The following is a 22102-nucleotide window of genomic DNA, read 5'->3' as shown; positions in this document are numbered from 1 at the left end:
TCCCGCGCGGGGGCCCGGGGACGCGTGAACGCCCCGTCACGCGTCCCCCGGCACCGCCCGCGCGGGCCCGAGGGCCGGCCCCTACGCCGCGTCGGTGCGGTCCCTGCCGCGGTCGGCGCCCCCGTCCGGGGCGGGCCGGGTGAACGCCCCGTGCAGCTCGCGGTCCCCGTCCGCCGCACCGGCCCGCAGGGCGGCCAACCAGGCCGCTCCGCCCTCCGTGCACCCGGCCGCGACGACCTCCGACCCGGCGGTGCCCATCGTCAGCTTGCGGGTGAGCGCCGACCGCACCGGTTCCGAATGCGCGAGCACGCCGCCCGCCAGCACCACGGGCAGGCACTCGCCGGGGTTGCGCACCTGGTGCACCGAGTGCGCCAGGTGTCCGGCGGCGGCGTCCACGATCACCTCGGCCGCAGGGTCGCCCAGCGCGTACGCCTCGCTGACCAGCGGCGCGAGTGCGGCGAGTGCGATCGGGGGCGCCGCGGTCAGGGTCCGGGCGAAGTTCCTGGCGTGCTCCTGGGGTATGTGGGACTCCCCGTCCACCGGCCTCTGGCCGGGGATGACGCGTTTGGCCACCGCCCGGGCCAGCGGGCTGAGGCCGCCGCCCCGGGACAGCTGACGCGCCGTCTCCTTGGCCGCGTGGTGCCCGATCCAGAACGCCGAGCCGTCGTCGCCGATCAGCCACCCCATGCCGTCCGCGGACCGGGTCCGCCGGCGGTCGTCGATCCGGGTGGCGATCGCCCCGGTCCCGGCGATCAGCACCGTGCCGTGCGCGGACGGGGTCCCGGCGGCGAAGGCCACCTCGTCGTCCCCGGTGAAGACACCCCGGCCGACGGCCGGCCCGGCCTCGTGCAGGGCGCGCTCCATCCGCGCGCGCACGCCCGGGTCGCGGAGCGCGGAGACTCCGGCCAGGCCCACCACCACCGCGGCCACCGCGTCGCGCGCCCCCCGCCCGGCCTGGTCCAGGGCCCCCGCGACCGCCTCGGCGAGCCGGTCGGCGGCCGCGTCGGCGCCGTGCGCGTTGGGGTTGGCCCCCCCGGACCGGGCCCGGCCCAGGCGCTCGCCGGACAGGGTGGCGACCAGTGCGCGGGTGGCGGTGCCGCCCGCGTCCACCCCCACCACGAGTCTGCGCCGACCGTCGCGGGGCGGGTGGTCGGACGGGGGCCTGAGGGGAGGGGTCGTACGTTTCACACGGTAGGAGTGCCCCCTGGGGCGGCGGGTTACTCCTCGGTCCCGCGCCTGTGGACGACGGCCGCGGGACGGAGGTCGCGCGCGACCTCCGGCGCCGCGACGGCCGCCTCCTCCCCGCGGCCCCGGAGGGGCGCGGGCCGCGGGGGAGCGGTCGGGTCGGCCCGGCGGGGTGCACCCGCCCCCGGCGACCGGGGCCGGTCGCCGGGGGACGATCGCGCCGACACGCGGAAAACCACTGGCGCCGCGCCGGGCGCGGCTGAGAGGGTCGGCCCATGGCAGGCGCTCACCACCCCGTTCCCCCTCGCAACGACGACCTGGGATGGGCCGTGCGCACAAGCACGGAGCAGGAGTACCCCGAGTTCGCGGCGGTCTTCTCGGAGGCCATCGGCCTGCCGGTGGAGAGGCTCCTCCGCGAGGAGCGGGACTTCCCCAGCGCGGAGTACGACCGCGCCCTGGTCGCCCTGGACGGTGAGCGGATCGTCGGCACCACCATGGCGTACTCGCTCACCCTCACCGTGCCCGGCGGGCCCCGCGCGGTCGCGGGGGTCACCGCCGTGGGCGTGTGGCCCACGTACCGGCGCAGGGGCGTGCTCAGCGCGCTGATGCGGCGCCAGCTGGCCGACGTCCGCGAGCGCGGCGAGAAGCTCGCGGTCCTCTGGTCCTCGGAGGGCACGATCTACGGCCGCTTCGGCTACGGCCCGGCCGTCCGGCAGTTCGAGGCCTCCGTCCAGCTCGCCCACGCCGCGCTGCGGCCCGGGGCCCCGCGCGACCCGGCCCTCACCGTCGACCTCACCGAACCCGGGCACGTCCGCGGCGAGATCGAGGAGCTGCACCGCCGGACGGCCTCCGCCCGCAACGGCCACATCCTCCGGAAGCCCGGCTGGTGGGGATGGCTCCTGCACGACGAGGAGCGGGACCGCCGGGGCGCCGGGCCGCTGCGCGCCGCCGTCGTGCGCGGCCCCGACGGGGCCGAGGGCTACGCCCTCTACCGCGTCCTGCACAAGTGGGAGGACCGCCTCCCCACGGGGGAGGTCCGGGTCCGGGAGGCCGTCGCGGCCACGGCCCGGGCCGGGGTCGCCCTGTACGACCACCTGTTCTCCAGGGACCTGGTCTCCTCGGCGCACCTGGACAACCTCGCCGAGGACGACATCCTCACCGTGCTGCTGGCCGACCCGCGCCGACTGGCGCGCCGGGAGTTCGACTCCCTGTGGGTACGCCTGGTGGACCTCCCCGGCGCCCTGGCCGAACGCTCCTACGCCACGCCCCTGGACACCGTCCTGGAGGTCACCGACCGGTTCGCCCCCTGGAACGCCGGGCGCTGGCGGCTCAGGGCCGGCGGCGGGGAAGCCCGCGCCGACGCGGCCGACGCGGCCCCCGACCTGACCCTGGACGTGTCCCACCTGGGCGCCGTGTACCTGGGGGGCGGTTCCCTGACCGCCTTGGTGGACGCGGGCCTGGCCGTCGAGCACGCGCCGGGGGCGGCCGCCCGCCTGGACACCGCGCTGCACGTGCCCCGCGCACCCCTGTGCACCACGGACTTCTGACCGACCGCGAAGACACGAAGAACGGTAGCAACGGCATGACGAAGAACCCCGAGACCGAGAGACCCGCGTGGACCGTGCGCGGCTCCGACCGGGACGAGTTCCCCGAGGTGCTCAGGGTCGTGGGCGAGGCCCTCCTCGCGGGCGACGACCCGGACACGATGGCGGAGCGCGCCTTCCCCCTGCACGACGCCGTCGGGTACGACCGCGTCCTCGTCGCGGTCGACGGGGAGGGGGACGCGGAGGAGGTCGTGGGCGCCACCAACCACTTCCCCTTCGAGATGGCCCTGCCCGGCGGGCCCCGCGCGGTCGCGGGGGTCACCGCCGTGGGCGTGTGGCCCACGTACCGGCGCAGGGGCGTGCTCAGCGCGCTGATGCGCCGGCAGCTGGCCGACATCCGCGCCTCCGGCGGCAGGTACGCGGCCCTGTGGGCCTCGGAGGGGGCCATCTACGGCCGCTTCGGCTACGGCCCGGCCGCGACCGAGATGGAGACGGCCGTCCAGCGCCAGTACGGCGTGCTGCGCCCGGAGGCGCCCCGGGACCCCGCCCTGCGGGTCCGGCTCGCCGACCCCGTCCGGGTCCGCGACGACCTCGCGCTCGTGCACCGCGAGGTGGCGGCGGCCCAGGTCGGCCAGTTCCAGCGCGGGAGCCACTGGTGGGACAGGTTCTTGCGGGACAAGCCCGACTCCCGCGACGGGAAGAGCCCGAGGCTGGCCGCTGTCGTGAGCGGACCGGACGGCCCCCTGGGATACGCCCTCTACCGCACCCTGAACAAGTGGTCGGGTGACGGGGCCCGTGGCGAGGTGCACGTCGAGGAGGTCCTGGCGACCGCCCCCGCCGCCTGGACGGCCCTGTTCGAGCACCTGTTCAACCGCGACCTGACGAGCAGGGTCAGGTTCGGCTTCCTGGCGGAGGACAACCCCCTGCGCCACCTGGTCGTGGACAGGGACCGCGTGGTCCCCACGCTCTACACGTCCCTGTGGATGCGGCTGGTGGACGTGCCGGGGGCGCTCGCCGAGCGCTCCTACGCGGCACCGGTGGAGGCGGTGGTGGAGGTCGCCGACCGCCACGCGCCGTGGAACGCCGGCCGGTGGAGGATCGGCGCCGACCGCGGGGGAGCCCGGGTGGAGGCCGTGCAGGACGCCCCGGACGTCTCCCTGGACGTGTCGCACCTGGGCGCCGCCTACCTGGGGCAGACCTCCCTGGAGGGGTACCTGCGCGCGGGCCTGCTCACCGAGCACACCCCCGGCGCCGTGGCCGGCCTGGACGCGGCCCTGCACCGGGCGGACGCCCCGTTCTGCGGCCGCATCTTCTGACCGTCGCCCGCCGCGGGCCGGTCCGCTCCCGCCACGGGCAGCGGACCGGCCAGCAGGGCCCCCTCCCGCCGCTCCGACGGGCACGGGACACGGCGTGCCCCGCCCCGGGGCTCCACGGCCCGCCCCGGCGGACCGTCCCGGGACCCGCCGCGCGTGGGCGCGTGCCCGCGCCCCCGGAGCGGGATACTGGTCGCCGCGGCGGCGCCGCCCGGCCCTCCGGACGGCCGGGGACCGCGGTGCGGGTGGCGCTGCGCGTGAGCAGAGACCGTAGCGGCAGGAACACGTGACACGGATGTAACCGTCACCTGTAACGCTTCCGTGCACGCCTTCGGACCCGCCTCCGGCCCGCCGGGGGCGCCCACCCATCGACGACAGGGAGACACACTCTGATGACCGATACGATCCAGGCGATCCTGGACGCCGTCGTTTCCTTCGTGTGGGGACCGTTCTTCCTGATACCCCTGCTCCTGATCGTGGGCGTCTACCTCACCATCAGGCTGGGCGGGCTCCAGTTCCGCGTGCTCGGGCACGCGCTGTGGCTGGCGCTGATCCGCCGCACCGAGGGCGGCCAGGCCAAGGGCGACATCTCCCACTACCAGGCGCTCAGCACCGCCCTCGCGGCCACCGTCGGCGTCGGCAACATCGCGGGCGTGGCCCTGGCGATCGGCGTCGGAGGCCCCGGAGCCCTCTTCTGGATGTGGGTCACCGGCGTCCTGGGCATGGCCACCAAGTACAGCGAGGCCCTGCTCGGCGTGAAGTACCGCCGCCCCGACTCCAAGGGCGAGATGAGCGGCGGCCCGATGTTCTACCTGCGCCACGGGTTCGCCGAGAAGTTCGGCCCCGGCAGCGGAGGGGCGAGACTCGGCCTGGTGCTCGGCACCCTGTTCGCGCTCTTCGGCGCCGTGGCCTCCTTCGGCATCGGCAACATGACGCAGGCCAACGCCGTCGCGGGCCAGCTCGACTCGACCTTCGGCGTGCCGACCTGGCTCTCCGGGATCGTCATGGTCGTGCTGGTCGCCGCGGTCATCCTCGGCGGCATCAAGAGCATCGGCCGCTTCGCCGCCGGCGTCGTGCCGTTCATGATCATCGCCTACGTCCTGGCCGCCCTCGTGGTCCTGGCCGTCTACGTCACCGAGATCCCGGCGGCCATCGCCCTGATCTTCACCGACGCCTTCACCGGCACCTCCGCGGTCGGAGGGTTCCTGGGCTCGGCGTTCATCCTCGCGATGCAGCAGGGCATGGCGCGCGGCATGTTCTCGAACGAGTCGGGCCTGGGCACCGGCGGCATCGCCGCCGCCGCGGCCAAGACCGCGCACCCGGTCCGCCAGGCGATGGTCTCCATGACCCAGACCTTCATCGACACCATCATCGTCGTGACGATGACGGGCCTGGTCATCATCGTCACCGGCGCCTGGCACGCCGAGGCGGACACGGGCGACGGCGCCCTGATGACCAACTGGGCCATGAGCGAGGCCCTGGGCTCCATCTCGCCGGGGCTGGCCCCGGTCGGCGGCGCCATCGTGGCGATCAGCCTGATGTTCTTCGCCTTCACCACGCTGGTCGGCTGGTCCTACTACGGTGAGCGCTGCCTGGACTACCTGGTCGGCCGCAAGGCGGTCATCCCGTTCCGCATCGTGTTCGTCCTCGTCGTGTACGTCGGCGCCACGACCGACCTCAGCATCGCCTGGGCGTTCAGCGACGCGGCCAACGGCCTGATGGCGGTCCCCAACCTCATCGGCCTGCTGGTGCTCAGCGGGGTCATCGTCGCGGAGACCAAGAAGTACTTCTCGGACCCGGACTGGAAGAAACCCGACCTGGTGGACGCCCGTCAGCAGTGACGGGGGCGCCGGAGCGGATCCGGACGGGGTGAACGGGGGCGCGGTCGAGACCGCGCCCCCGTTCCGTGTTCCGGGGAGTCCGGGGCCACGGCTCCGCAGGGGAGGGCACCGTGCGGGGGCCGGCCCCGCGTCCCGCACGGCGACGGGCCGCATGGATGCCGTGAGGATTCACCACCGGTTCCGCATGGAAGCCGTTAGGAACGGCATCGGCGCAGTTCCAGGGGTTTTGTATGGGTTTCAGGCCTTCGAGGCCCGTGCCCCGGACAGAGGGGCACACCCTTCACCCCAGGGAGTCGCCCCGTGCTCGACGTCGTCTACGTGCTCACCGCGCTCGCCGCTTTCGCGCTGGTCGGCGTGATCGGCAGGGGGGTCGCGAAGCTGTGATCGCCTTCGACCTCCTCGCGGCCGCGCTCGCGGCGGCCGCGGTCGCCTACCTCGTGTACGCCCTCGTCAAACCGGAGCGGTTCTGATGGCCGTCCTCCTCGCGGTCCTCCCCGCCGCCGCCGTCGCGCTGGTCCTCGCCCTGCTGTACCGGCCCCTCGGCGAGTACATGGCGCGCGTCTTCACCTCCCCCCGCGACCTCGCGGTCGAGCGGGGCTTCTACCGGCTCATCGGAGTGGACCCGGCGTCCGGGCAGTCGTGGCAGGCGTACCTGCGCGGGGTGCTCGCCTTCTCCGCGGTCGGCCTGCTGTTCCTGTACCTGCTCCAGCGGCTCCAGGCGTTCCTGCCCCTCTCCCTCGGGCTGCCGCCCGTCCCCGAGGGGCTCGCGTTCAGCACCGCGGCGTCGTTCGTGACGAACACCAACTGGCAGTCGTACTCGCCGGAAGCGACCGTGGGCCACCTCGTGCAGTTCGGCGGGCTGGCCGTCCAGAACTTCGTCTCGGCCGCCGCGGGCCTCGCGGTCGCCGTCGCCCTGGTCCGCGGACTGGCGCGCCGCCGCTCGGGCACGATCGGCAACTTCTGGGTCGACCTCACCCGTGGAACGCTGCGCATCCTCCTGCCGATCTCCCTGGTCGCGGCCGTGGTCCTGATCGCGGGCGGTGTCGTCCAGAACCTCGGCGGCCCCACCGAGGTCCGGACCCTCGCCGGCGCGACGCAGACGATCCCCGGCGGAACGGCGGCCTCCCAGGAGGCGGTCAAGCTCCTGGGCACGAACGGCGGCGGCTACTTCAACGCGAACTCCGCGCACCCGTTCGAGAACCCCTCGCCGTGGACCAACCTGTTCGAGATCGTCCTCATGCTGGCGATCCCGTTCTCGCTGCCGCGCACCTTCGGCCGGATGGTCGGCGACCACCGGCAGGGCTACGCCGTCCTCGCCGCCATGGCGGCGATCTTCGTGGTCTCCCTCACCGCCCTCACCGCCCTGGAGCTGAACGGCGCCGGAGCGGCGCCCGAGGCCGCCGGAGCGGCGCTGGAGGGCAAGGAGCAGCGGTTCGGCGTCATCGCCTCCGCCCTGTTCGGCTCGGCGAGCACCCTGACCTCGACCGGCGCGGTCAACTCGATGTTCGACTCCTACACCGCCCTCGGCGGCATGGTGCCTATGGTCAACATGATGCTCGGCGAGGTCGCGCCCGGCGGTGTCGGCTCCGGCCTCTACGGGATGCTGGTGCTCGCCCTCCTGGCCGTCTTCGTCGGGGGCCTCCTGGTCGGCCGCACCCCGGAGTACCTCGGCAAGAGGATCGGTCCGCGCGAGATCAAGCTCGCCAGCCTGTACATCCTCGTCTCCCCGACCCTGGTCCTCGCGGGGACGGCGCTCAGCTTCGCCGTGCCCGCCGTCCGCGCCGGCGTGGAGGCGACGTCGATCCTCAACCCCGGCCTCCACGGCCTGTCCGAGGTGCTGTACGCGTTCACGTCGGCGTCCAACAACAACGGCTCGGCCTTCGCCGGACTGACCGCGGACACGCCCTGGTTCAACACCGCGCTGGGCATCGCCATGCTGCTGGGACGGTTCGTCCCGATCGTGTTCGTCCTCGCCCTGGCCGGCGCACTCGCGGCCCAGGACAAGGCGCCCGCGACCGGCGGCACCCTGCCCACCCACAGACCGCAGTTCGTCGGCCTGCTGATCGGCGTCACCGTCGTGGTGACCGCCCTGACCTACTTCCCCGTGCTCGCGCTGGGCCCCCTGGCGGAAGGACTGTAACCGACCATGACCACGACATCCCGCCCACCCGTCGCCGAGGCGCCGCCGAGCGCCGACCCCGCGACCGGAGGCCGCCGCAGGGCGTTCGGACCGGCCCAGGTCGCCGCCGCGCTCCCCGGGGCGCTGCGCAAGCTCGACCCGCGGATCATGTACCGCAACCCCGTCATGTTCGTCGTCGAGGTCGGGGCCGCGCTCACCACGGCCATGGCGGTCGCCGAACCGTTTTTCGGAGGCCCCGAGGCGTCCGGGGGCTCGCCGATCCCGGCGGGCTTCACCTGGGCGATCGCCGGCTGCCTCTGGCTGACCGTGGTCTTCGCCAACCTGGCCGAGTCCGTGGCCGAGGGCAGGGGCAGGGCCCAGGCCGACAGCCTGCGCAGGACCCGGACCAGTACCGCGGCGAACCTGGTGGTCGGCTACGACCCGGAGGCCGACCCCTCCGCGGAGGACACCGGGACACGCCCCGTCTCCTCGGCCGATCTCAGCCCCGGGGACGTCGTGGCCGTCTCGGCGGGAGAACCGGTTCCCGGCGACGGCGACATCGTCTGGGGCATCGCCTCGGTGGACGAGTCGGCGATCACCGGGGAGTCCGCGCCCGTGGTGCGCGAGTCCGGCGGCGACCGCAGCGCCGTCACCGGCGGCACCCGCGTGCTCTCGGACCGGATCGTCGTCCGCATCACGTCCAGGCCGGGGGAGACCTTCGTCGACAGGATGATCGCCCTGGTCGAGGGCGCCGAGCGGCAGAAGACCCCCAACGAGATCGCGCTCAACATCCTGTTGGCGAGCCTGTCGGTCGTCTTCGTGGTCGTCGCCCTCACCCTGCACCCGATCGCCTCCTACGCCGGGGCGCCGGTCAGCGTCCCCGTCCTGGTCGCGCTGCTCGTGTGCCTGATCCCCACCACCATCGGCGCCCTGCTGTCCGCCATCGGCATCGCCGGCATGGACCGCCTCGTGCAGCACAACGTGCTGGCCATGTCCGGCCGCGCCGTCGAGGCCGCCGGCGACGTGACCACCCTGCTGCTGGACAAGACCGGCACCATCACCCACGGCAACCGGCGGGCCAGCGAGTTCGTGCCCCTGGAGGGCGTGCGGAAGCCGGACCTGGTCAGCTCCGCGGCGCTGGCCTCCCTGGCCGACCCCACCCCCGAGGGCACCTCCGTGGTGGAACTCGCCCGCGCCGAGGGGGTGGTGGTGGACGCCGCGTCACCCGGCGAGGTCGTCCCCTTCACCGCCCAGACCCGGATGAGCGGTGTCGATCTGCCCGACGGCACCCTGATCCGCAAGGGCGCGGGCTCGGCGGTGCTCGCCTGGGTCCGGGAGACGGGCCCCGTGGGCCCCGTCGTCCGCACGGAGCTGGAGGACCGGGTCGGGCGGATCTCCGACAGCGGGGGCACACCGCTGGTCGTGGCGGTGCGCAGGCCCTCGGGACACACCGCCGTACTGGGCGTGATCCACCTCAAGGACGTGGTCAAGGAGGGCATCGCCGAACGCTTCGCGCAACTCCGCGAGATGGGCATCCGCACCGTGATGGTCACCGGGGACAACCCCCTGACGGCGAAGGCGATCGCCGCCGAGGCCGGGGTGGACGACTTCCTCGCCGAGGCCACCCCGGAGCAGAAACTCGCCCTCATCCGCAGGGAGCAGCAGGGGGGCGGGCTCGTCGCGATGACCGGGGACGGCACCAACGACGCCCCCGCACTGGCCCAGGCCGACGTCGGCGTGGCGATGAACACCGGCACCTCGGCGGCCAAGGAGGCCGGGAACATGGTGGACCTGGACTCGGACCCCACCAAGCTCATCGACGTGGTCCGTATCGGCAAGCAGCTGCTCATCACCCGGGGGGCGCTGACCACGTTCTCCGTCGCCAACGACATCGCCAAGTACTTCGCGGTCATCCCGGCCATGTTCGCCGGGGTCTTCCCCGGTCTGGGCGCGCTGAACGTCATGGGCCTGGCCTCTCCCGCGTCCGCGATCATGTCGGCGATCGTCTTCAATGCCGTGATCATCGTGGTCCTCATCCCGCTCGCGCTGCGCGGTGTCCGGTACCGGCCCCTGCGCGCGCCGCAGATCCTCAGCCGCAACCTGCTCGTCTACGGGCTCGGCGGAGTGGCGGCCCCCTTCGCCGGCATCAAACTCATCGACCTCGCCGTCAGCCTTCTTCCCGGTTTCTGACGGCTCCGAAGGGAGACACCCACCATGGGTTCCACACGCGTACTGATCCGCCACCACGGAACCGCCCTCCGGGCGTTCCTGGTCCTCACCGTCGTCCTGGGCCTGGTCTATCCGCTGGCTGTGACCGGCGTCGGCCGGGTGCTCATGCCGGAACGCGCCGACGGCTCGCCCGTCAGGGCGCAGGACGGCACGGTCGTCGGCTCGTCCCTGATCGGGCAGTCCTTCACCGGCGCCGACGGCGCACCGCTCCCCGAGTGGTTCCAGTCCCGGCCCTCCGCCGCCGGCGACGGACACGACGCCGGGGCCTCCGGCGGGAGCAACCTCGGTCCGGAGAACCCCGACCTCGTGGACACGGTCGAGGAACGGCGGGCGGCGGTCGCGGAGTTCGAGGGGGTCGATCCCGGGAGCGTCCCCGCGGACGCCCTGACCGCCTCGGGTTCCGGTCTGGACCCGCACATCAGCCCCGCGTACGCGCTGCTCCAGGCGCCGCGCGTCGCGGAGGCGCGGGGGGTGCCGGCAGCGGACGTCCAGGACCTGGTCCGGCGTAGTATCGAGCCCCGGGACCTGGGGTTCCTGGGCGAGGAGAGGGTCAACGTCCTGAAGCTGAACCTCGCCGTCGACGGGTGGGGGGCGGAAGGCAGATGAGGAGAGGCCGGCTGAGGGTCTTCCTGGGCGCCGCTCCCGGGGTCGGCAAGACCTACACCATGCTCGAGGAGGGGCGGCGCCTGCGCGAGGAGGGCGGGGACGTCGTGGTCGCCGTCGTCGAGACGCACGGCCGCTGCGGCACGGCGGCGATGGCCGAGGGCGTCGAGGCGGTGCCCCGGACGACGGTGTCCCACCGGGGCGTCGGCCTGGCCGAGATGGACCTGGACGCCGTCCTGGCGCGCCGTCCGGGGACGGCGCTGGTCGACGAGTACGCGCACACCAACGCCCCGGGGGCGCGCCACGAGAAGCGCTGGGAGGACGTGTCGGCGCTGCTGGCGGCCGGGATCGACGTCATCACGACCGTCAACATCCAGCACATCGAGTCCCTCAACGACGTCGTCCAGCGGATCACCGGCGTCCCGCAGCGCGAGACCGTCCCGGACCAGGTGCTGCGCGCCGCCGACCAGATCGAACTGGTCGACCTGGCGCCGCAGGCCCTCCGGGACCGCCTGGCGGCGGGGAACGTCTACCCCGCCGAGCGGATCGACGCCGCCCTGTCCAACTACTTCCGCCTGGGCAACCTCACCGCGCTGCGCGAGCTCGCGCTGCTGTGGCTGGCGGACGAGGTGGACAGCGCGCTGAAGGACTACCGGGCCGAGCACCGCATCGACAGCACGTGGGAGGCCCGGGAGCGCGTCGTCGTCGCCCTGACCGGCGGGCCCGAGGGGGAGACCCTGCTCCGCAGGGGGGCGCGCATCGCCGCGCGCTCCTCCGGGGGCGAGCTCCTGGCCGTGCACGTGAGCAGCCAGGAGGGGCTGCGCGAGGGCCGTCCCGGGGCACTCGCCGCGCAGCGGGCCCTGACCGAGAAACTCGGCGGCACCTTCCACCAGGTGGTCGGCGACGGCATCCCCGAGTCCCTCGTCGGGTTCGCCCGCGCGGTGAACGCCACCCAGCTGGTCATCGGCATCAGCCGCCGGGGGCGCCTCGCCACCGCACTGACCGGCCCCGGCATCGGCGCCACCGTCATCCGCGAGTCCGGCGGCATCGACGTCCACATCGTCAACCACGCGGCGGCCGGGGGACGCTTCGCGCTCCCCCGGCCGGGCGGGGCGCTGACCGCCAGGCGCCGCCTCCTGGGCTTCGCCCTCTCGGTGCTCGGCGGCCCCGTCCTGACCTGGCTGCTCGTCGGCCAGCGCAGCGCCGAGTCCATCGTCGTCGAGGTCCTGGCCTACCAGCTGCTGGTCATCGTCGTCGCGCTCGTCGGGGGCATCTGGCCCGCGCTGTACACCGCCGTCCTGTCGGCGGTCACACTGGACTACTTCTTCATCGAACCGGTGCGGACCATCACGGTCGACGAGCCGGTCCACCTGCTCGCCCTGGTCCTCTACGTCGTCAACGCCTCCCTCGTCAGCTACATCGTCGACCAGGCGGCGCGCCGGTCGCGCTCCGCCCTCCGGGCCGGGGCGGAGTCCGAACTCCTCGCCACGGTCGCGGGCAGCGTCCTGCGGGGCCAGGACGCCCTCCAGGCGCTGGTGGACCGCACCAGGGAGGCGTTCGGGCTGGACGCCGTGCGACTGCGCTCGGGGGAGGACGTCCTGTGCGCGTCCGGCCAGCCCCGGGGAGGGGAGGAGCCCGCCGTCGTGCGGGTCGGCGACCGCGCCTCCCTCGAACTCCACGGCGCCGAGCCGGGCGCCTCCGAGAGGCGGCTCCTCGGCGTGATCGCCGCGCAGATCGACGCGGCCCTCGAACACCAGGACCTGAGCGACACGGCCAGCGAGGTCGGCCCGCTCGCCGAGAACGACCAGGTGCGCAGCGCCCTGCTGTCGGCGGTCAGCCACGACCTGCGCAGGCCGCTGACGGCGGCGACCACCGCGGTCAGCAGCCTGCGCTCGTCCGAGGTCAGCTGGTCCCCCGCGGACCGCGACGAGCTGCTCGCCACGGCGGAGGAGAGCCTGACCACGCTGACCGGCCTGGTGACCGACCTCCTCGACGTCAGCCGCATCCAGGCCGGAGCCCTCGTGGTCTCGCTCGCCGCCACCGACGTCGACGAGGTGATCCTGCCGTCCCTGGACGAGCTGGACCTCGGTCCCGCCGACGTCGACCTGGACCTGGACCCCGACCTGCCGTGCGTGCGCGCGGACGCGGGCCTGCTGCAGCGGGCCATCGTCAACATCCTCGCCAACGCCGTCCGGTTCTCGCCGGGCGACCGCAGCGCGCGCGTGGCCACGAGCGTGTTCGGGGACACCGTGCAGATCCGCGTCATCGACCACGGGGGCGGAGTCCCGCCCGACCGGCGGGAGCAGCTGTTCGTGCCGTTCCAGCGCCTGGGCGACACCGACAACACCACCGGGCTCGGCCTGGGGCTCAGCCTCTCCAAGGGCTTCGTGGAGGGGATGGGGGGCGGGCTCTCCGCCGAGGACACCCCCGGCGGAGGACTGACGATGGTCATCTCCCTGCCCGTCGCGGACGGACAGGCTTCTGGAAGGACGGACCGGTGAAGATCCTCGTCGCCGACGACGACCCGCAGATCCTCCGGGCACTGCGGGTCACCCTGCGCGCACGCGGCTACGACATCGTCGTCGCCACGAACGGCGCCGACGCCCTCAGGGCCGCCGTCGACCAGCGCCCGGACCTGTACCTGATCGACCTGGGCATGCCCCGCCTGGACGGCGTCGGGGTCATCGAGGGCATCCGGGGGTGGACGAGCGCGCCCATCCTCGTCGTCTCCGGGCGCACCGACTCCGTGGACAAGGTCCGGGCCCTGGACTCCGGTGCGGACGACTACATCACCAAGCCCTTCGCCATCGACGAGCTGCTGGCGCGCGTCCGCGCCCTGACCCGCCGGGGCGTCGGCGGCGACTCGGACCCGGTCGTGCGGGTGGGGGACCTGACCGTCGACCTCTCCGCCAGGACGGTGACCCGGCCCGGTCCCTCCGGCGGGGAGCTCGTCCGGCTGACGCCCACCGAGTGGCGCCTCCTGGAGATCCTCGTCCGCCACTCGGGCAAGCTCGTGACGCGGCAGACGCTCCTCTCCGACATCTGGGGGTCCGACCACGTCCACGACACCGGCTACCTGCGCCTGTACGTCTCCCAGATCCGCAAGAAGATCGAACCGGAGCCGAAGTCGCCGCGCTTCCTGATCACCGAGCCCGGCATGGGATACCGGTTCCTGCAGGGCGGCTCCGACGGCGGGGAGGCGTGAACCCGGGCCCCGGGCGAAGACCTGGACCGCCGCGGCGTCGGGGCCGGACCGGGGTGCGCGCCGGACGACGGCTGCGGGACCTCTCGCAGCGGATCAGCCCGCCGCAGCTCACCGTGCTGACGTTCGCGCTCCTCGTGCTCTGCGGGGCGGGTCTGCTGGCGCTCCCCGCCGCCACCGAGAGCGGGGAACGGACGCCGTTCGCCGCCGCCCTGTTCACCTCCACCTCCGCGGCCAGCGTGACCGGCCTCGCGGTGGTCGACACGGGGGGCCACTGGTCCTTCCTGGGCGAGGGCGTGATCCTGGCGCTCATCCAGGTGGGCGGCTTCGGCATCATGGCCCTGGCGACCGTGCTCACCCTCGTGGTGGGCCGCCACCTGGGCCTGCGCATGGCCGTGCGCACCGGCTCGGAGACCAAGACCCTCACCCTGGGGGAGGTGCGCCGGATCGCCGTCGGCATCCTCACGGTGACCCTCGTCTTCGAGACGGCCGTCATGGCGGTCCTCACGCTGCGCTGGTGGATCGGGTACGACCTCCCCCTCGGCTCCGCGGCCTACCTGGGCCTCTTCCACGCGGTCTCGTCCTTCAACAACGCCGGCTTCTCGCCCTTCGCCGACAGCCTCATGGGGTACGCCACCGACCCGTGGATCACGGTGCCCGTCGCCGTGGGGGTCGTCGCGGGCGGTCTGGGGTTCCCGGTGTGGGTGGAACTGTGGCGGTTCGCGCGACGCAGGGGTGAGCGGCACACCTGGACGATCCACGCCAGGATCACCCTGTCCGTCACGGGGTGCCTGCTGGCGGTCGGCTTCGCGGCCTTCCTGGCCCTGGAGTGGGACAACCCGGCCACGATGGGCGGGCTGGACCTGCGCGGCAAGCTCCTCACCGGGTTCTTCCAGGCGGTCATGCCGCGCACGGCCGGCTTCAACAGCCTGGACTTCGGTGCCATGAACACCCAGACGCTGCTGGTCACCGACCTCCTGATGTTCGTCGGCGGCGGCAGCGCGGGCACCGCCGGCGGCATCAAGGTGACGACGTTCGCGGTCCTGCTGTTCGTGGTCCTGGCCAACGTGCGCGGAGAGCCCACCGTCCACGTCGGCCACCGCCGCCTGGGCGAGGGCGTCGCCTCCCAGGCGGTCACCGTGGTGCTGCTGTCCCTGTCCCTGGTCCTCGCCGGCACGCTCGCGCTGATGACGATGACCACCTTCACCCTGGACGAGATCCTGTTCGAGACGACGTCGGCCTTCGCCACGGTCGGCCTGTCGACCGGCATCACCGCGGACCTCCCGGTCCCGGGGCAGATGGTGCTCGTCTTCCTGATGTTCGTCGGCAGGATCGGCCCGATCGCCCTGGCGTCGGCCCTGGCGCTGCGGCGCCGGGCGCGCGCCTACGAGCTGCCCGAGGAGCGCCCCATCGTGGGCTGAGGGACCTCCGCGCCCCCACGGTCGGGCGCCGCGGTGGCTCCGGGCCCGTCAGGGAGGAGCGGGGCCGCCGCGGCGGAGCAGGGGCGGCACGGCGGCCCCCGCCCCGGCCGAAGCGGCGGCCCCTCCCCGCGCTCGGACCCTCAGGCTCCGCGGGCTGTCGGGTCCAGGACCTCGTCGGCCGCGCGGTACCCGCTCCTGACGGCGCCGTCGAGGGTCCCGTTGCACGGGAACACCGCGGTCTCCGTCGCGGCCCAGTGGAGCGGCCCCACCGGAGCGCGCAGGAGGGGGCCGAACTCGGTCAGGAACCCCGGAGGCATCGGGGACTGGTAGGCGCGGCTGTAGGGGTCGGCGTCCGGCAGGGGCTGGCGGAGGGAGACCGGATTCGCCGCCAAGGGGCCGAGCACACCGCTCAGGTTCTCCAGCAGCAGGGCCCGGTGGCGTTTTGGGTCGTCGGCGACGCTCTGGTCGGCGCCCAGGGGATCGGCCTCGCCGAACGTGTAGGTGTGGGCCACCAGGCGTCCCTGGGAGGCCCCGGGCGGGCTGTCGTCGACGGTCCACGCGGGGACGCCGTCGTCGAAGTGCATCTCCCCGGACAGGCCGAACCCGCGCCAGAAGGGTCGCCAGTAGACGATCTCGGTGCGGATGACCTCTGCCTGCGGCCACTGCCTCTGGAGCCGGCGGCGGCTCGCCGGGAGCGGGGGCGCCACCTCCAGGCGGCCGGCGTCGGAGGGCGGGCACGCGACGAGCACGCGGTCGGCCGACAGCGACCCCCAGTCGCCCGAGAGCCGCACCCTCCCGTCGCCGTGCTCGATGCGGGAGACGTGGTGGCCGGGCCGGACGGCGTCGCCCGCCCGCGCGGCCAGCCTGCGCACCAGGAGGTCGGCGTCCAGGCGCAGGGGCCGTTCGCCCCTGTCCGGCTCCGGCCCCAGGTGGGCGAGCAGCCACAGCATGCTCATGCGGTCGGCGGGCAGGGCCGCGGCCAGGGTCAGCTGCTCCTCGACCAGTTCGAGCAGGTCCGGGTCGGAGGTGTGCGAGCGCAGCCACCCGCGGACGGTCAGGGCGTCCAGGTGCTCGGCGTCGGCCGAGCGCCAGGGCTCGGCGAAGTCGACCCCCTCGGCGAGCCGGGCGACGCGCCCCAGGATCCACTCGTTGCGGAGCAGGGTCCACCAGGAGGCGCCCAGGGGCATGTGCTCGTCGCTGGCCTCGGTCCCGCCGTCCTCGTCGATGCGCAGGTCGCTCAGCCCGGGGTTGTCGGGCAGCTCGTCGACCGGGACGTCCAGGGCCGCCGCCAGCTCCAGCAGGTCCCGGTCCGACCGCCGCGCGTACATGCTCGCCGGAGGCAGGCCGTCCGGCGGCGGGGACACCGCGGCCGCGCGCCCTCCCGGCGCGGCCCGGCCCTCCAGGACCACCACCGAGCGGACGCCGCCCGCCCTCAGCCGCCACGCCGCGGCCAGTCCCGACAGCCCGGCTCCCACGATGACGACATCGCTGTGCTCCACGGCCCACTCTCTCCTCGTCTTCCGCTTCCCTGTGATGGCTCAACGGTCCCAGGTGCGGTGGAGTGCCGGGCGGCGGCCCCGAGCGGGCCGCCGGCGCCGTACGCGGCCGGCCCCGTGCGGCGCGGGGAGGGCGGACGCGCGGGACCGGCGCCGGGGGAGCGGGAGCCCGGGGTCTCAGGAGGTCAGGACCTTGACGAGCCGGTCCACCTCCTCCTCGGTGTTGTACAGGTGGAAGGACACCCTGAGCCGTCCGGCGCGGGTGGACGCGGCGATCCCGGCCTCGGCGACCTTCCGGGACAGGTCCTCGGACACGGCCAGGGACACGATCGCCGACCCGGCCGGCGGGAGGTCCAGTGCCGTGAGCAGCCGGTCGCCGAGCCCGGCGTCGTGTTCGCGGACCGTCTCGAGGCCGACCTCCTCGACCAGCTCCAGGGCGGGCGCCAACCCGACCCACGAGAACCACACGGGGGCCAGGTCCAGGCGCCGCGCCCCGTCGGCGAGCTCCAGGGGGCCTCCGTAGAGGGAGTTCCACGGGTCGGCGGCGGCGTACCAGTTCGCGGCCAGGGGGCCGAGCCCGGCCAGTGCCTCCGCGGTCGCGGTGAGGAAGGCCGATCCGCGCGGCCCCAGCAGCCACTTGTAGGTGCTGCACACGGTGTAGTCGACCCGCTCCAGGGGGAGGGGCAGCCATCCCGCCTGGGTGGTGTCCAGCATCAGCCGCGCCCCGTGGTGGGCGCAGGCCTCCAGGAGGTCCTCCACCGGGGCGACGGCGCCGTCGGAGGACTGCACCGCCGAGACGGCGACCAGGGCGGTGCCCGGGCCGACCTCGTCGGCCAGCCGGTCCAGGGGCACCTCGCGCACCCGGACGCCGTGCGGCTCCCGGGCGAGGAAGGGGTGGACGACGGAGCTGAACTCGCGGGCGGCGGTCAGGACCTCGGAACCGGGCGGCAGGCTCGCGGCGATCGTCCCGACGAACTGGGAGGCGTGGGAGCCGATGGCCACCCGTTCGACGGGAACGCCCGTGAGGCGGGCATAGGCGCCGCGGGCCGCGGCGATGCCGGGGTCCGCCTCCGCGGGGGAGAACCGTCCGGCGCCCACCGAGCGCAGGTGCCGCTCCAGTTCGAGGAGGGCCGTGCGGGGGGTCAGCCCGTGGGTGGCGGTGTTGAGGTAGGTCGTCTCGGGGGAGAACTGGCTCTGCGCGGAGCGGAGGCGGTCGCGGCCGGTGTTGTGCATGGTCCGATGCTCGCCGTTCGCGGGACGGCGCTCAAGGTCCAATCCGGGTCGGAGCGGACTCCGCCTCGGCCGGGGCCCGCCGGCTCCGGGCGGCCCGGGGCGCAGGCGTGCGGGTCAGTTGCGGAACTTGGCCTTGGCCTCGGTGGACCCGGCCATGAGCTTGTTGAGCAGGCGGACCAGCTCGGTGCGCTCCTCGGGTTCGAGGGCGGCGGCCCAGGCGGTCTCGCGCCTGTTGTGCGCGCGGAAGCCGCCGAGGATCGCCCCGTACCCGGCCTCGGTGAGGGTGAGCTGGAGGGCGCGCCGGTCGTGGGTGGCGCGTTCGCGGACGATCAGCCCGTCGCGTTCGAGGGTGTTGAGGAGCGCGGACAGGGCCGCCCGGCTCATGCCGGAGATCTCGGCGGTGGTCTTGGCCTCCATGGGGCCGGCCAGCCACAGCGCGAAGATCACCCGGAACCCCGGCCAGGTGAGACCGCGCGGGCGGTGGACGGAGGACTCCAGGTCGTAGACGACCATGCTCGTGGCCCGGTTGAGGGTCAGGACCATGCGCATGGCGTCGGCGTTGACGGAGGGCAGTTCCTGTTCGGCCTTCCGCACCGCGTAGTCGACGAACGACCAGAAGGTGAGATCGCTTGGGGGGGCGGTGTCGTGGGTCACGGCGCCCAGCCTAACCCCTGGTGCGGCGCGTCCGCGGGCCGGGGAACGCACGCTCCGGCCCCGTGTCGCGGCGGGCCGGAGCGGCGCGCGGGCACGCCGGCGCCCCGGCGGGAGCCCGGGGCGGGACCGGGACCGCGATGCTCCTTCGGCGGGGTGCGCGGTGGTCGTGGGGCGGGTGGGACAGGCGAACGGGCTGGTCGGAGTGGTTCCCCGGGTAGCCTTGATGTGTGACCTGTATCACTCCACTGGTGGCTCCGCGTCTCTTGGTCCTGTGGCGTGGAGCACGTTAGGGTCATGATCATCAAACCTTTGATCAATTGGGTGGCCGCGGCCATCCTGAGCGAGTGAAGGGTCCTCAGACCATGGCAGCCAAGCCGTTCGCCTCCTCCGCCGACACCGAGGCCAAGCCGCAGACACTGGAGGTCCTGGCCGACGGGGTCTACGCGCTGACCGCGGAGGGCGACCCCAACGTCGGCGCCATCGAGGGCGAGGACTTCGTCGTCGCCTTCGAGGCCCTCGCCACCCCCGCCGCCGCACGCGACTGGCTGAAGGTCCTGCGCGAGCAGACCGACAAGCCGGTCCGCTACCTGGTGCTCTCCCACTACCACGCGGTGCGCGTCCTCGGGGCCAGCGCCTTCGACGCCGAGATCATCCTCACCCACGAGAAGACCCACGAACTCATCCGCGAGCGGGGCGAGGAGGACTGGGCCAGCGAGTTCGGCCGCATGCCCCGCCTGGCCAAGGACGCCGACTCCGTCCCCGGCCTCACCTGGCCCACGCAGACCTTCGCCGACCGCACCACCATCGACCTGGGCGGCGACCGCGGAGAACTCGTCCTGCAGTACTTCGGGCGGGGCCACACCGAGGGCGACATCGTCGCCTGGCTGCCCCGGCAGAAGATCCTCTTCGCCGGCGACCTCGTCGAGGCTCAGGCCGCCCTCTACACCGGCGACGCCTTCCACAAGGACTGGGCCGGGCAGACCCTGGACCGGGTCAAGGCGCTCGGCGCCGAGATGCTCGTCGGCGGGCGCGGCGCCGTCAGCAGGGGCCGCGACGAGGTCGACGCCGCCATCGAGCAGACCCGCAACTTCCTCGACGTGATGATCCGCGAGGTCGGGGCCGTCCACGAGCGCGGCGGCACCCTCAAGGAGGCCTTCACCGCCACGCACGCGGCGCTCGAGGGCGACTACGGCCACTGGCCCATCTTCGAGCACTGCCTGCCCTTCGACGTCTCGCGCCTGTGGGACGAGTTCCGCGGTATCGAGCGGCCCGTCATCTGGACGGCCGAGCGCGACCGCGAGGTGTGGGCCCAGCTCCAGGGATGATCCGGCCTGACCCGTCCGGCACGGGTCCGGCGCCGACCGCCTCCCATCCACTCCACTCCGCGCCCCGCCGGGCGCCCAGACCGAACGGAGCCCGACATGCGACCCCCCGCTCCACGCACCCCCGCCGACCCCGGCGCCGACCCCGTCCTGGTGCTCGGAGCGGGACCGGTCGGCCAGACGGCCGCCCTGCTGCTCGCCCGGCGCGGCGTCCCCGTCCAGCTCCTGGACGGACGCCCCGAGCGGGACGCCGTGGGCTCCAAGGCCATCTGCCAGCAGCGCGACGTCCTCGACGTCTGGGACTGGCTGGGCGCGGGCGGCCTCGTGGAGGAGGGTGTCACCTGGGACACGGCCCGTACCTTCTACCGCGAGAACGAGCTGTTCAGCGTCCACCTCGCCGACCCGGGGGCCTCGCCCCTGCCCCCGTTCGTCAACATCTCCCAGTCCCGCACCGAGGAGGTCCTGGACGAGCGCCTGGCCGCGGCGGGGGTGCGGACCCGGTGGAACCACCGGGTCACCGGCATCGCCCAGGACGCGCGCGGCGTCACCGTCGAGTGCGACACCCCCGGGGGGCCCGTCCTGCTGCGCGGCTCCCACGCGCTCTCCTGCCTGGGCGCCCACGGCGGCGTGGTCCGCGACGCGCTCGGGCTGTCCTTCGACGGGACCACCTTCGAGGACCGCTTCCTCATCTGCGACATCCGCGCCGACCTCCCCGGGTGGGAGCGCGAACGCCGCTTCTACTTCGACCCCGCATGGAACCCGGGCCGACAGGTCCTCATCCATCCCTGCCCGGACTCGGTGTACCGCATCGACTGGCAGGTCCCGGCCGACTTCGACCTGGAGGCGGAGGAGTCGGACGGGCGCCTGGACGCGCGCATCCGCCAGATCGTCGGGGACACGCCCTACGAGATCGTCTGGCACTCGGTGTACCGGTTCCACACCCGCGTCGTCGAGCGCATGCGCGAGGGACGCGTCCTGCTCCTCGGCGACAACGCCCACCTGGTCGCGCCCTTCGGCGCCCGCGGGCTCAACTCCGGGGTCCAGGACGCCGAGAACGCCGCCTGGAAGCTCGCCTACGTCCTCGCCGGATGGGCGGGGGAGGACCTCCTGGAGAGCTACCACGCCGAACGCCACGCCGCGGCGCGGGAGAACGCCGAGGTCACCGGTGCGACCATGCGCTTCCTCGTCCCCCACGGGGACGAGGAGCACAGCACCCGCGTCGGCGTGCTCGAACGGGCCCTCACGGACGACTCCGCCCGGGCCCTGGTCGACTCCGGCCGCCTCGCCGAACCCTTCTGGTACACGGAGTCGTCCCTGACCACCCCCTGCCCCGAACGCCCCTTCGGCGGACGGCCGCCGAGGGGCGCGACCCCCTCCCCGTGCCCCGGTGTGATCCTTCCCGACGCCCCGGTCACCGTTCCCGGCGCGGCGGAGCGGATCCGGCCGCTGCTGCGCGAGGGGCTCACCCTCCTCCTGGGCGCCGCCCCCGCCGGCCTCGACCCGGCCTCCTTCCTGGACGGCGCGCGCAGCGCCGCGCAGGAGGCGACCCGGGCCCCCGTCACCGCCCTCTACCTCGACGGGATCGACACCACGGGCGCGCTCGCCGCCGCGCTGGAGCCCGAACCCGGACAGGTGTGGCTGGTGCGCCCCGACGCCCATGTCGCCGCCGTCGTCCACGGAGCGGACCACGGCGCCGTCCGCACCGCCGTCCGCACCTGCCTCGGCCTCGCCGCGGCGGAGGCCCCCGCGTCCCCCGCGGCGACCGCCCGCCCCGAGCGGTCGGCCCCGACCGCCTGACCCTCCGCCGGCCCCGGTTCCGTGCCCGCCCCCGGGCGGGCCGGGCCGCCGTCCGCACCGGACCAGGAACCCGAACCACGACAGCCCAGCACGGGTACGACCACGGTCGGCCCGGACCAGCCCACGGTGAGGAGAGAACCGCC

At 74.1% G+C, this 22102-nt stretch carries 16 protein-coding genes; 12 read left to right on the top strand and 4 right to left on the bottom strand.

Annotated elements, in window-relative coordinates; all coding sequences use genetic code 11:
- Positions 1 to 81: 81 nt before the first annotated feature.
- Positions 82 to 1110: an N-acetylglucosamine kinase gene (locus OUQ99_RS16165; RefSeq protein WP_267950403.1), complete on the bottom strand. Its 1029-nt coding sequence runs from the start codon at positions 1108 to 1110 to the stop codon at positions 82 to 84.
- A gap of 350 nt (positions 1111 to 1460) precedes the next feature.
- Here OUQ99_RS16165 and OUQ99_RS16160 point away from each other — a divergent pair, with 350 nt between their 5' ends.
- The 10 genes from OUQ99_RS16160 to OUQ99_RS16115 all read left to right on the top strand — a co-directional run bounded on the left by OUQ99_RS16160 (position 1461) and on the right by OUQ99_RS16115 (position 15457).
- On the top strand, positions 1461 to 2732 hold the full coding sequence (locus OUQ99_RS16160) for a GNAT family N-acetyltransferase (protein WP_267944582.1): 1272 nt from the start codon (positions 1461 to 1463) through the stop codon (positions 2730 to 2732).
- Between the two features lie 35 nt (positions 2733 to 2767).
- Positions 2768 to 4045, top strand: coding sequence for a GNAT family N-acetyltransferase (locus OUQ99_RS16155; protein WP_267944581.1), 1278 nt, complete (start codon positions 2768 to 2770; stop codon positions 4043 to 4045).
- Positions 4046 to 4434: 389 nt separating this feature from the next.
- Positions 4435 to 5883, top strand: coding sequence for an alanine/glycine:cation symporter family protein (locus OUQ99_RS16150; RefSeq protein WP_267944580.1), 1449 nt, complete (start codon positions 4435 to 4437; stop codon positions 5881 to 5883).
- A gap of 380 nt (positions 5884 to 6263) precedes the next feature.
- Positions 6264 to 6353, top strand: a complete 90-nt coding sequence (locus OUQ99_RS16145) for a potassium-transporting ATPase subunit F (RefSeq protein WP_267944579.1) — start codon at positions 6264 to 6266, stop codon at positions 6351 to 6353.
- Positions 6353 to 8023 (top strand): potassium-transporting ATPase subunit KdpA, encoded by a 1671-nt coding sequence (kdpA, locus tag OUQ99_RS16140; protein ID WP_267944578.1) that lies wholly within the window; start codon positions 6353 to 6355, stop codon positions 8021 to 8023. Before OUQ99_RS16145 ends, kdpA begins: the two co-directional genes overlap by 1 nt.
- A gap of 6 nt (positions 8024 to 8029) precedes the next feature.
- On the top strand, positions 8030 to 10192 hold the full coding sequence (kdpB, locus tag OUQ99_RS16135; protein ID WP_267944577.1) for a potassium-transporting ATPase subunit KdpB: 2163 nt from the start codon (positions 8030 to 8032) through the stop codon (positions 10190 to 10192).
- Positions 10193 to 10216: 24 nt separating this feature from the next.
- The gene (kdpC, locus tag OUQ99_RS16130; protein WP_267944576.1) at positions 10217 to 10837 is read left to right on the top strand and encodes a potassium-transporting ATPase subunit KdpC; all 621 of its coding nucleotides are present in this window, start codon (positions 10217 to 10219) and stop codon (positions 10835 to 10837) included.
- Entirely contained in the window at positions 10834 to 13335 is a 2502-nt protein-coding gene (locus tag OUQ99_RS16125; RefSeq protein WP_267944575.1) for an ATP-binding protein, read from the top strand. The genes kdpC and OUQ99_RS16125 overlap by 4 nt, the downstream gene beginning before the upstream one ends.
- On the top strand, positions 13332 to 14039 hold the full coding sequence (locus tag OUQ99_RS16120) for a response regulator transcription factor (RefSeq protein ID WP_267944574.1): 708 nt from the start codon (positions 13332 to 13334) through the stop codon (positions 14037 to 14039). Before OUQ99_RS16125 ends, OUQ99_RS16120 begins: the two co-directional genes overlap by 4 nt.
- Positions 14040 to 14092: 53 nt before the next feature.
- On the top strand, positions 14093 to 15457 hold the full coding sequence (locus OUQ99_RS16115) for a TrkH family potassium uptake protein (protein ID WP_267944573.1): 1365 nt from the start codon (positions 14093 to 14095) through the stop codon (positions 15455 to 15457).
- A 140-nt stretch (positions 15458 to 15597) separates the two neighbouring features.
- Here the strand turns inward: OUQ99_RS16115 and OUQ99_RS16110 are convergent, their stop codons facing one another.
- The 3 genes from OUQ99_RS16110 to OUQ99_RS16100 all read right to left on the bottom strand — a co-directional run bounded on the left by OUQ99_RS16110 (position 15598) and on the right by OUQ99_RS16100 (position 18840).
- Positions 15598 to 16956, bottom strand: coding sequence for a flavin monoamine oxidase family protein (locus OUQ99_RS16110; protein WP_267944572.1), 1359 nt, complete (start codon positions 16954 to 16956; stop codon positions 15598 to 15600).
- A 174-nt stretch (positions 16957 to 17130) separates the two neighbouring features.
- Entirely contained in the window at positions 17131 to 18186 is a 1056-nt protein-coding gene (locus OUQ99_RS16105) for an aminotransferase class V-fold PLP-dependent enzyme (RefSeq protein WP_267944571.1), read from the bottom strand.
- A gap of 114 nt (positions 18187 to 18300) precedes the next feature.
- Positions 18301 to 18840: a MarR family winged helix-turn-helix transcriptional regulator gene (locus tag OUQ99_RS16100; protein ID WP_267944570.1), complete on the bottom strand. Its 540-nt coding sequence runs from the start codon at positions 18838 to 18840 to the stop codon at positions 18301 to 18303.
- A gap of 362 nt (positions 18841 to 19202) precedes the next feature.
- Between OUQ99_RS16100 and OUQ99_RS16095 the strand changes: the two genes are divergently transcribed.
- The gene (locus OUQ99_RS16095; RefSeq protein ID WP_267944569.1) at positions 19203 to 20165 is read left to right on the top strand and encodes an MBL fold metallo-hydrolase; all 963 of its coding nucleotides are present in this window, start codon (positions 19203 to 19205) and stop codon (positions 20163 to 20165) included.
- A 96-nt stretch (positions 20166 to 20261) separates the two neighbouring features.
- Positions 20262 to 21959, top strand: a complete 1698-nt coding sequence (locus OUQ99_RS16090; RefSeq protein WP_267944568.1) for an FAD-dependent monooxygenase — start codon at positions 20262 to 20264, stop codon at positions 21957 to 21959.
- Positions 21960 to 22102 lie beyond the last annotated feature (143 nt).

The sequence above is a fragment of the Streptomonospora nanhaiensis genome (assembly GCF_026642255.1).
Classification (GTDB): Bacteria; Actinomycetota; Actinomycetes; order Streptosporangiales; family Streptosporangiaceae; genus Nocardiopsis; species Nocardiopsis tropica.
The sequence above is the reverse complement of the archived record's forward strand: the minus strand, read 5'-3'. Positions and strand labels throughout refer to the sequence as shown.

What these genes read in the sequence shown, in the direction of transcription:
- OUQ99_RS16160 (WP_267944582.1), top strand. Translation starts at nt 1,461, where the DNA reads ATGGCAGGCGCTCACCACCCCGTTCCCCCTCGCAACGACGACCTGGGA.
- OUQ99_RS16155 (WP_267944581.1), top strand. Translation starts at nt 2,768, where the DNA reads ATGACGAAGAACCCCGAGACCGAGAGACCCGCGTGGACCGTGCGCGGC.
- OUQ99_RS16150 (WP_267944580.1), top strand. Translation starts at nt 4,435, where the DNA reads ATGACCGATACGATCCAGGCGATCCTGGACGCCGTCGTTTCCTTCGTG.
- kdpA (WP_267944578.1), top strand. Translation starts at nt 6,353, where the DNA reads ATGGCCGTCCTCCTCGCGGTCCTCCCCGCCGCCGCCGTCGCGCTGGTC.
- kdpB (WP_267944577.1), top strand. Translation starts at nt 8,030, where the DNA reads ATGACCACGACATCCCGCCCACCCGTCGCCGAGGCGCCGCCGAGCGCC.
- kdpC (WP_267944576.1), top strand. Translation starts at nt 10,217, where the DNA reads ATGGGTTCCACACGCGTACTGATCCGCCACCACGGAACCGCCCTCCGG.
- OUQ99_RS16125 (WP_267944575.1), top strand. Translation starts at nt 10,834, where the DNA reads ATGAGGAGAGGCCGGCTGAGGGTCTTCCTGGGCGCCGCTCCCGGGGTC.
- OUQ99_RS16105 (WP_267944571.1), bottom strand. Translation starts at nt 18,186, where the DNA reads ATGCACAACACCGGCCGCGACCGCCTCCGCTCCGCGCAGAGCCAGTTC.
- OUQ99_RS16095 (WP_267944569.1), top strand. Translation starts at nt 19,203, where the DNA reads ATGGCAGCCAAGCCGTTCGCCTCCTCCGCCGACACCGAGGCCAAGCCG.
- OUQ99_RS16090 (WP_267944568.1), top strand. Translation starts at nt 20,262, where the DNA reads ATGCGACCCCCCGCTCCACGCACCCCCGCCGACCCCGGCGCCGACCCC.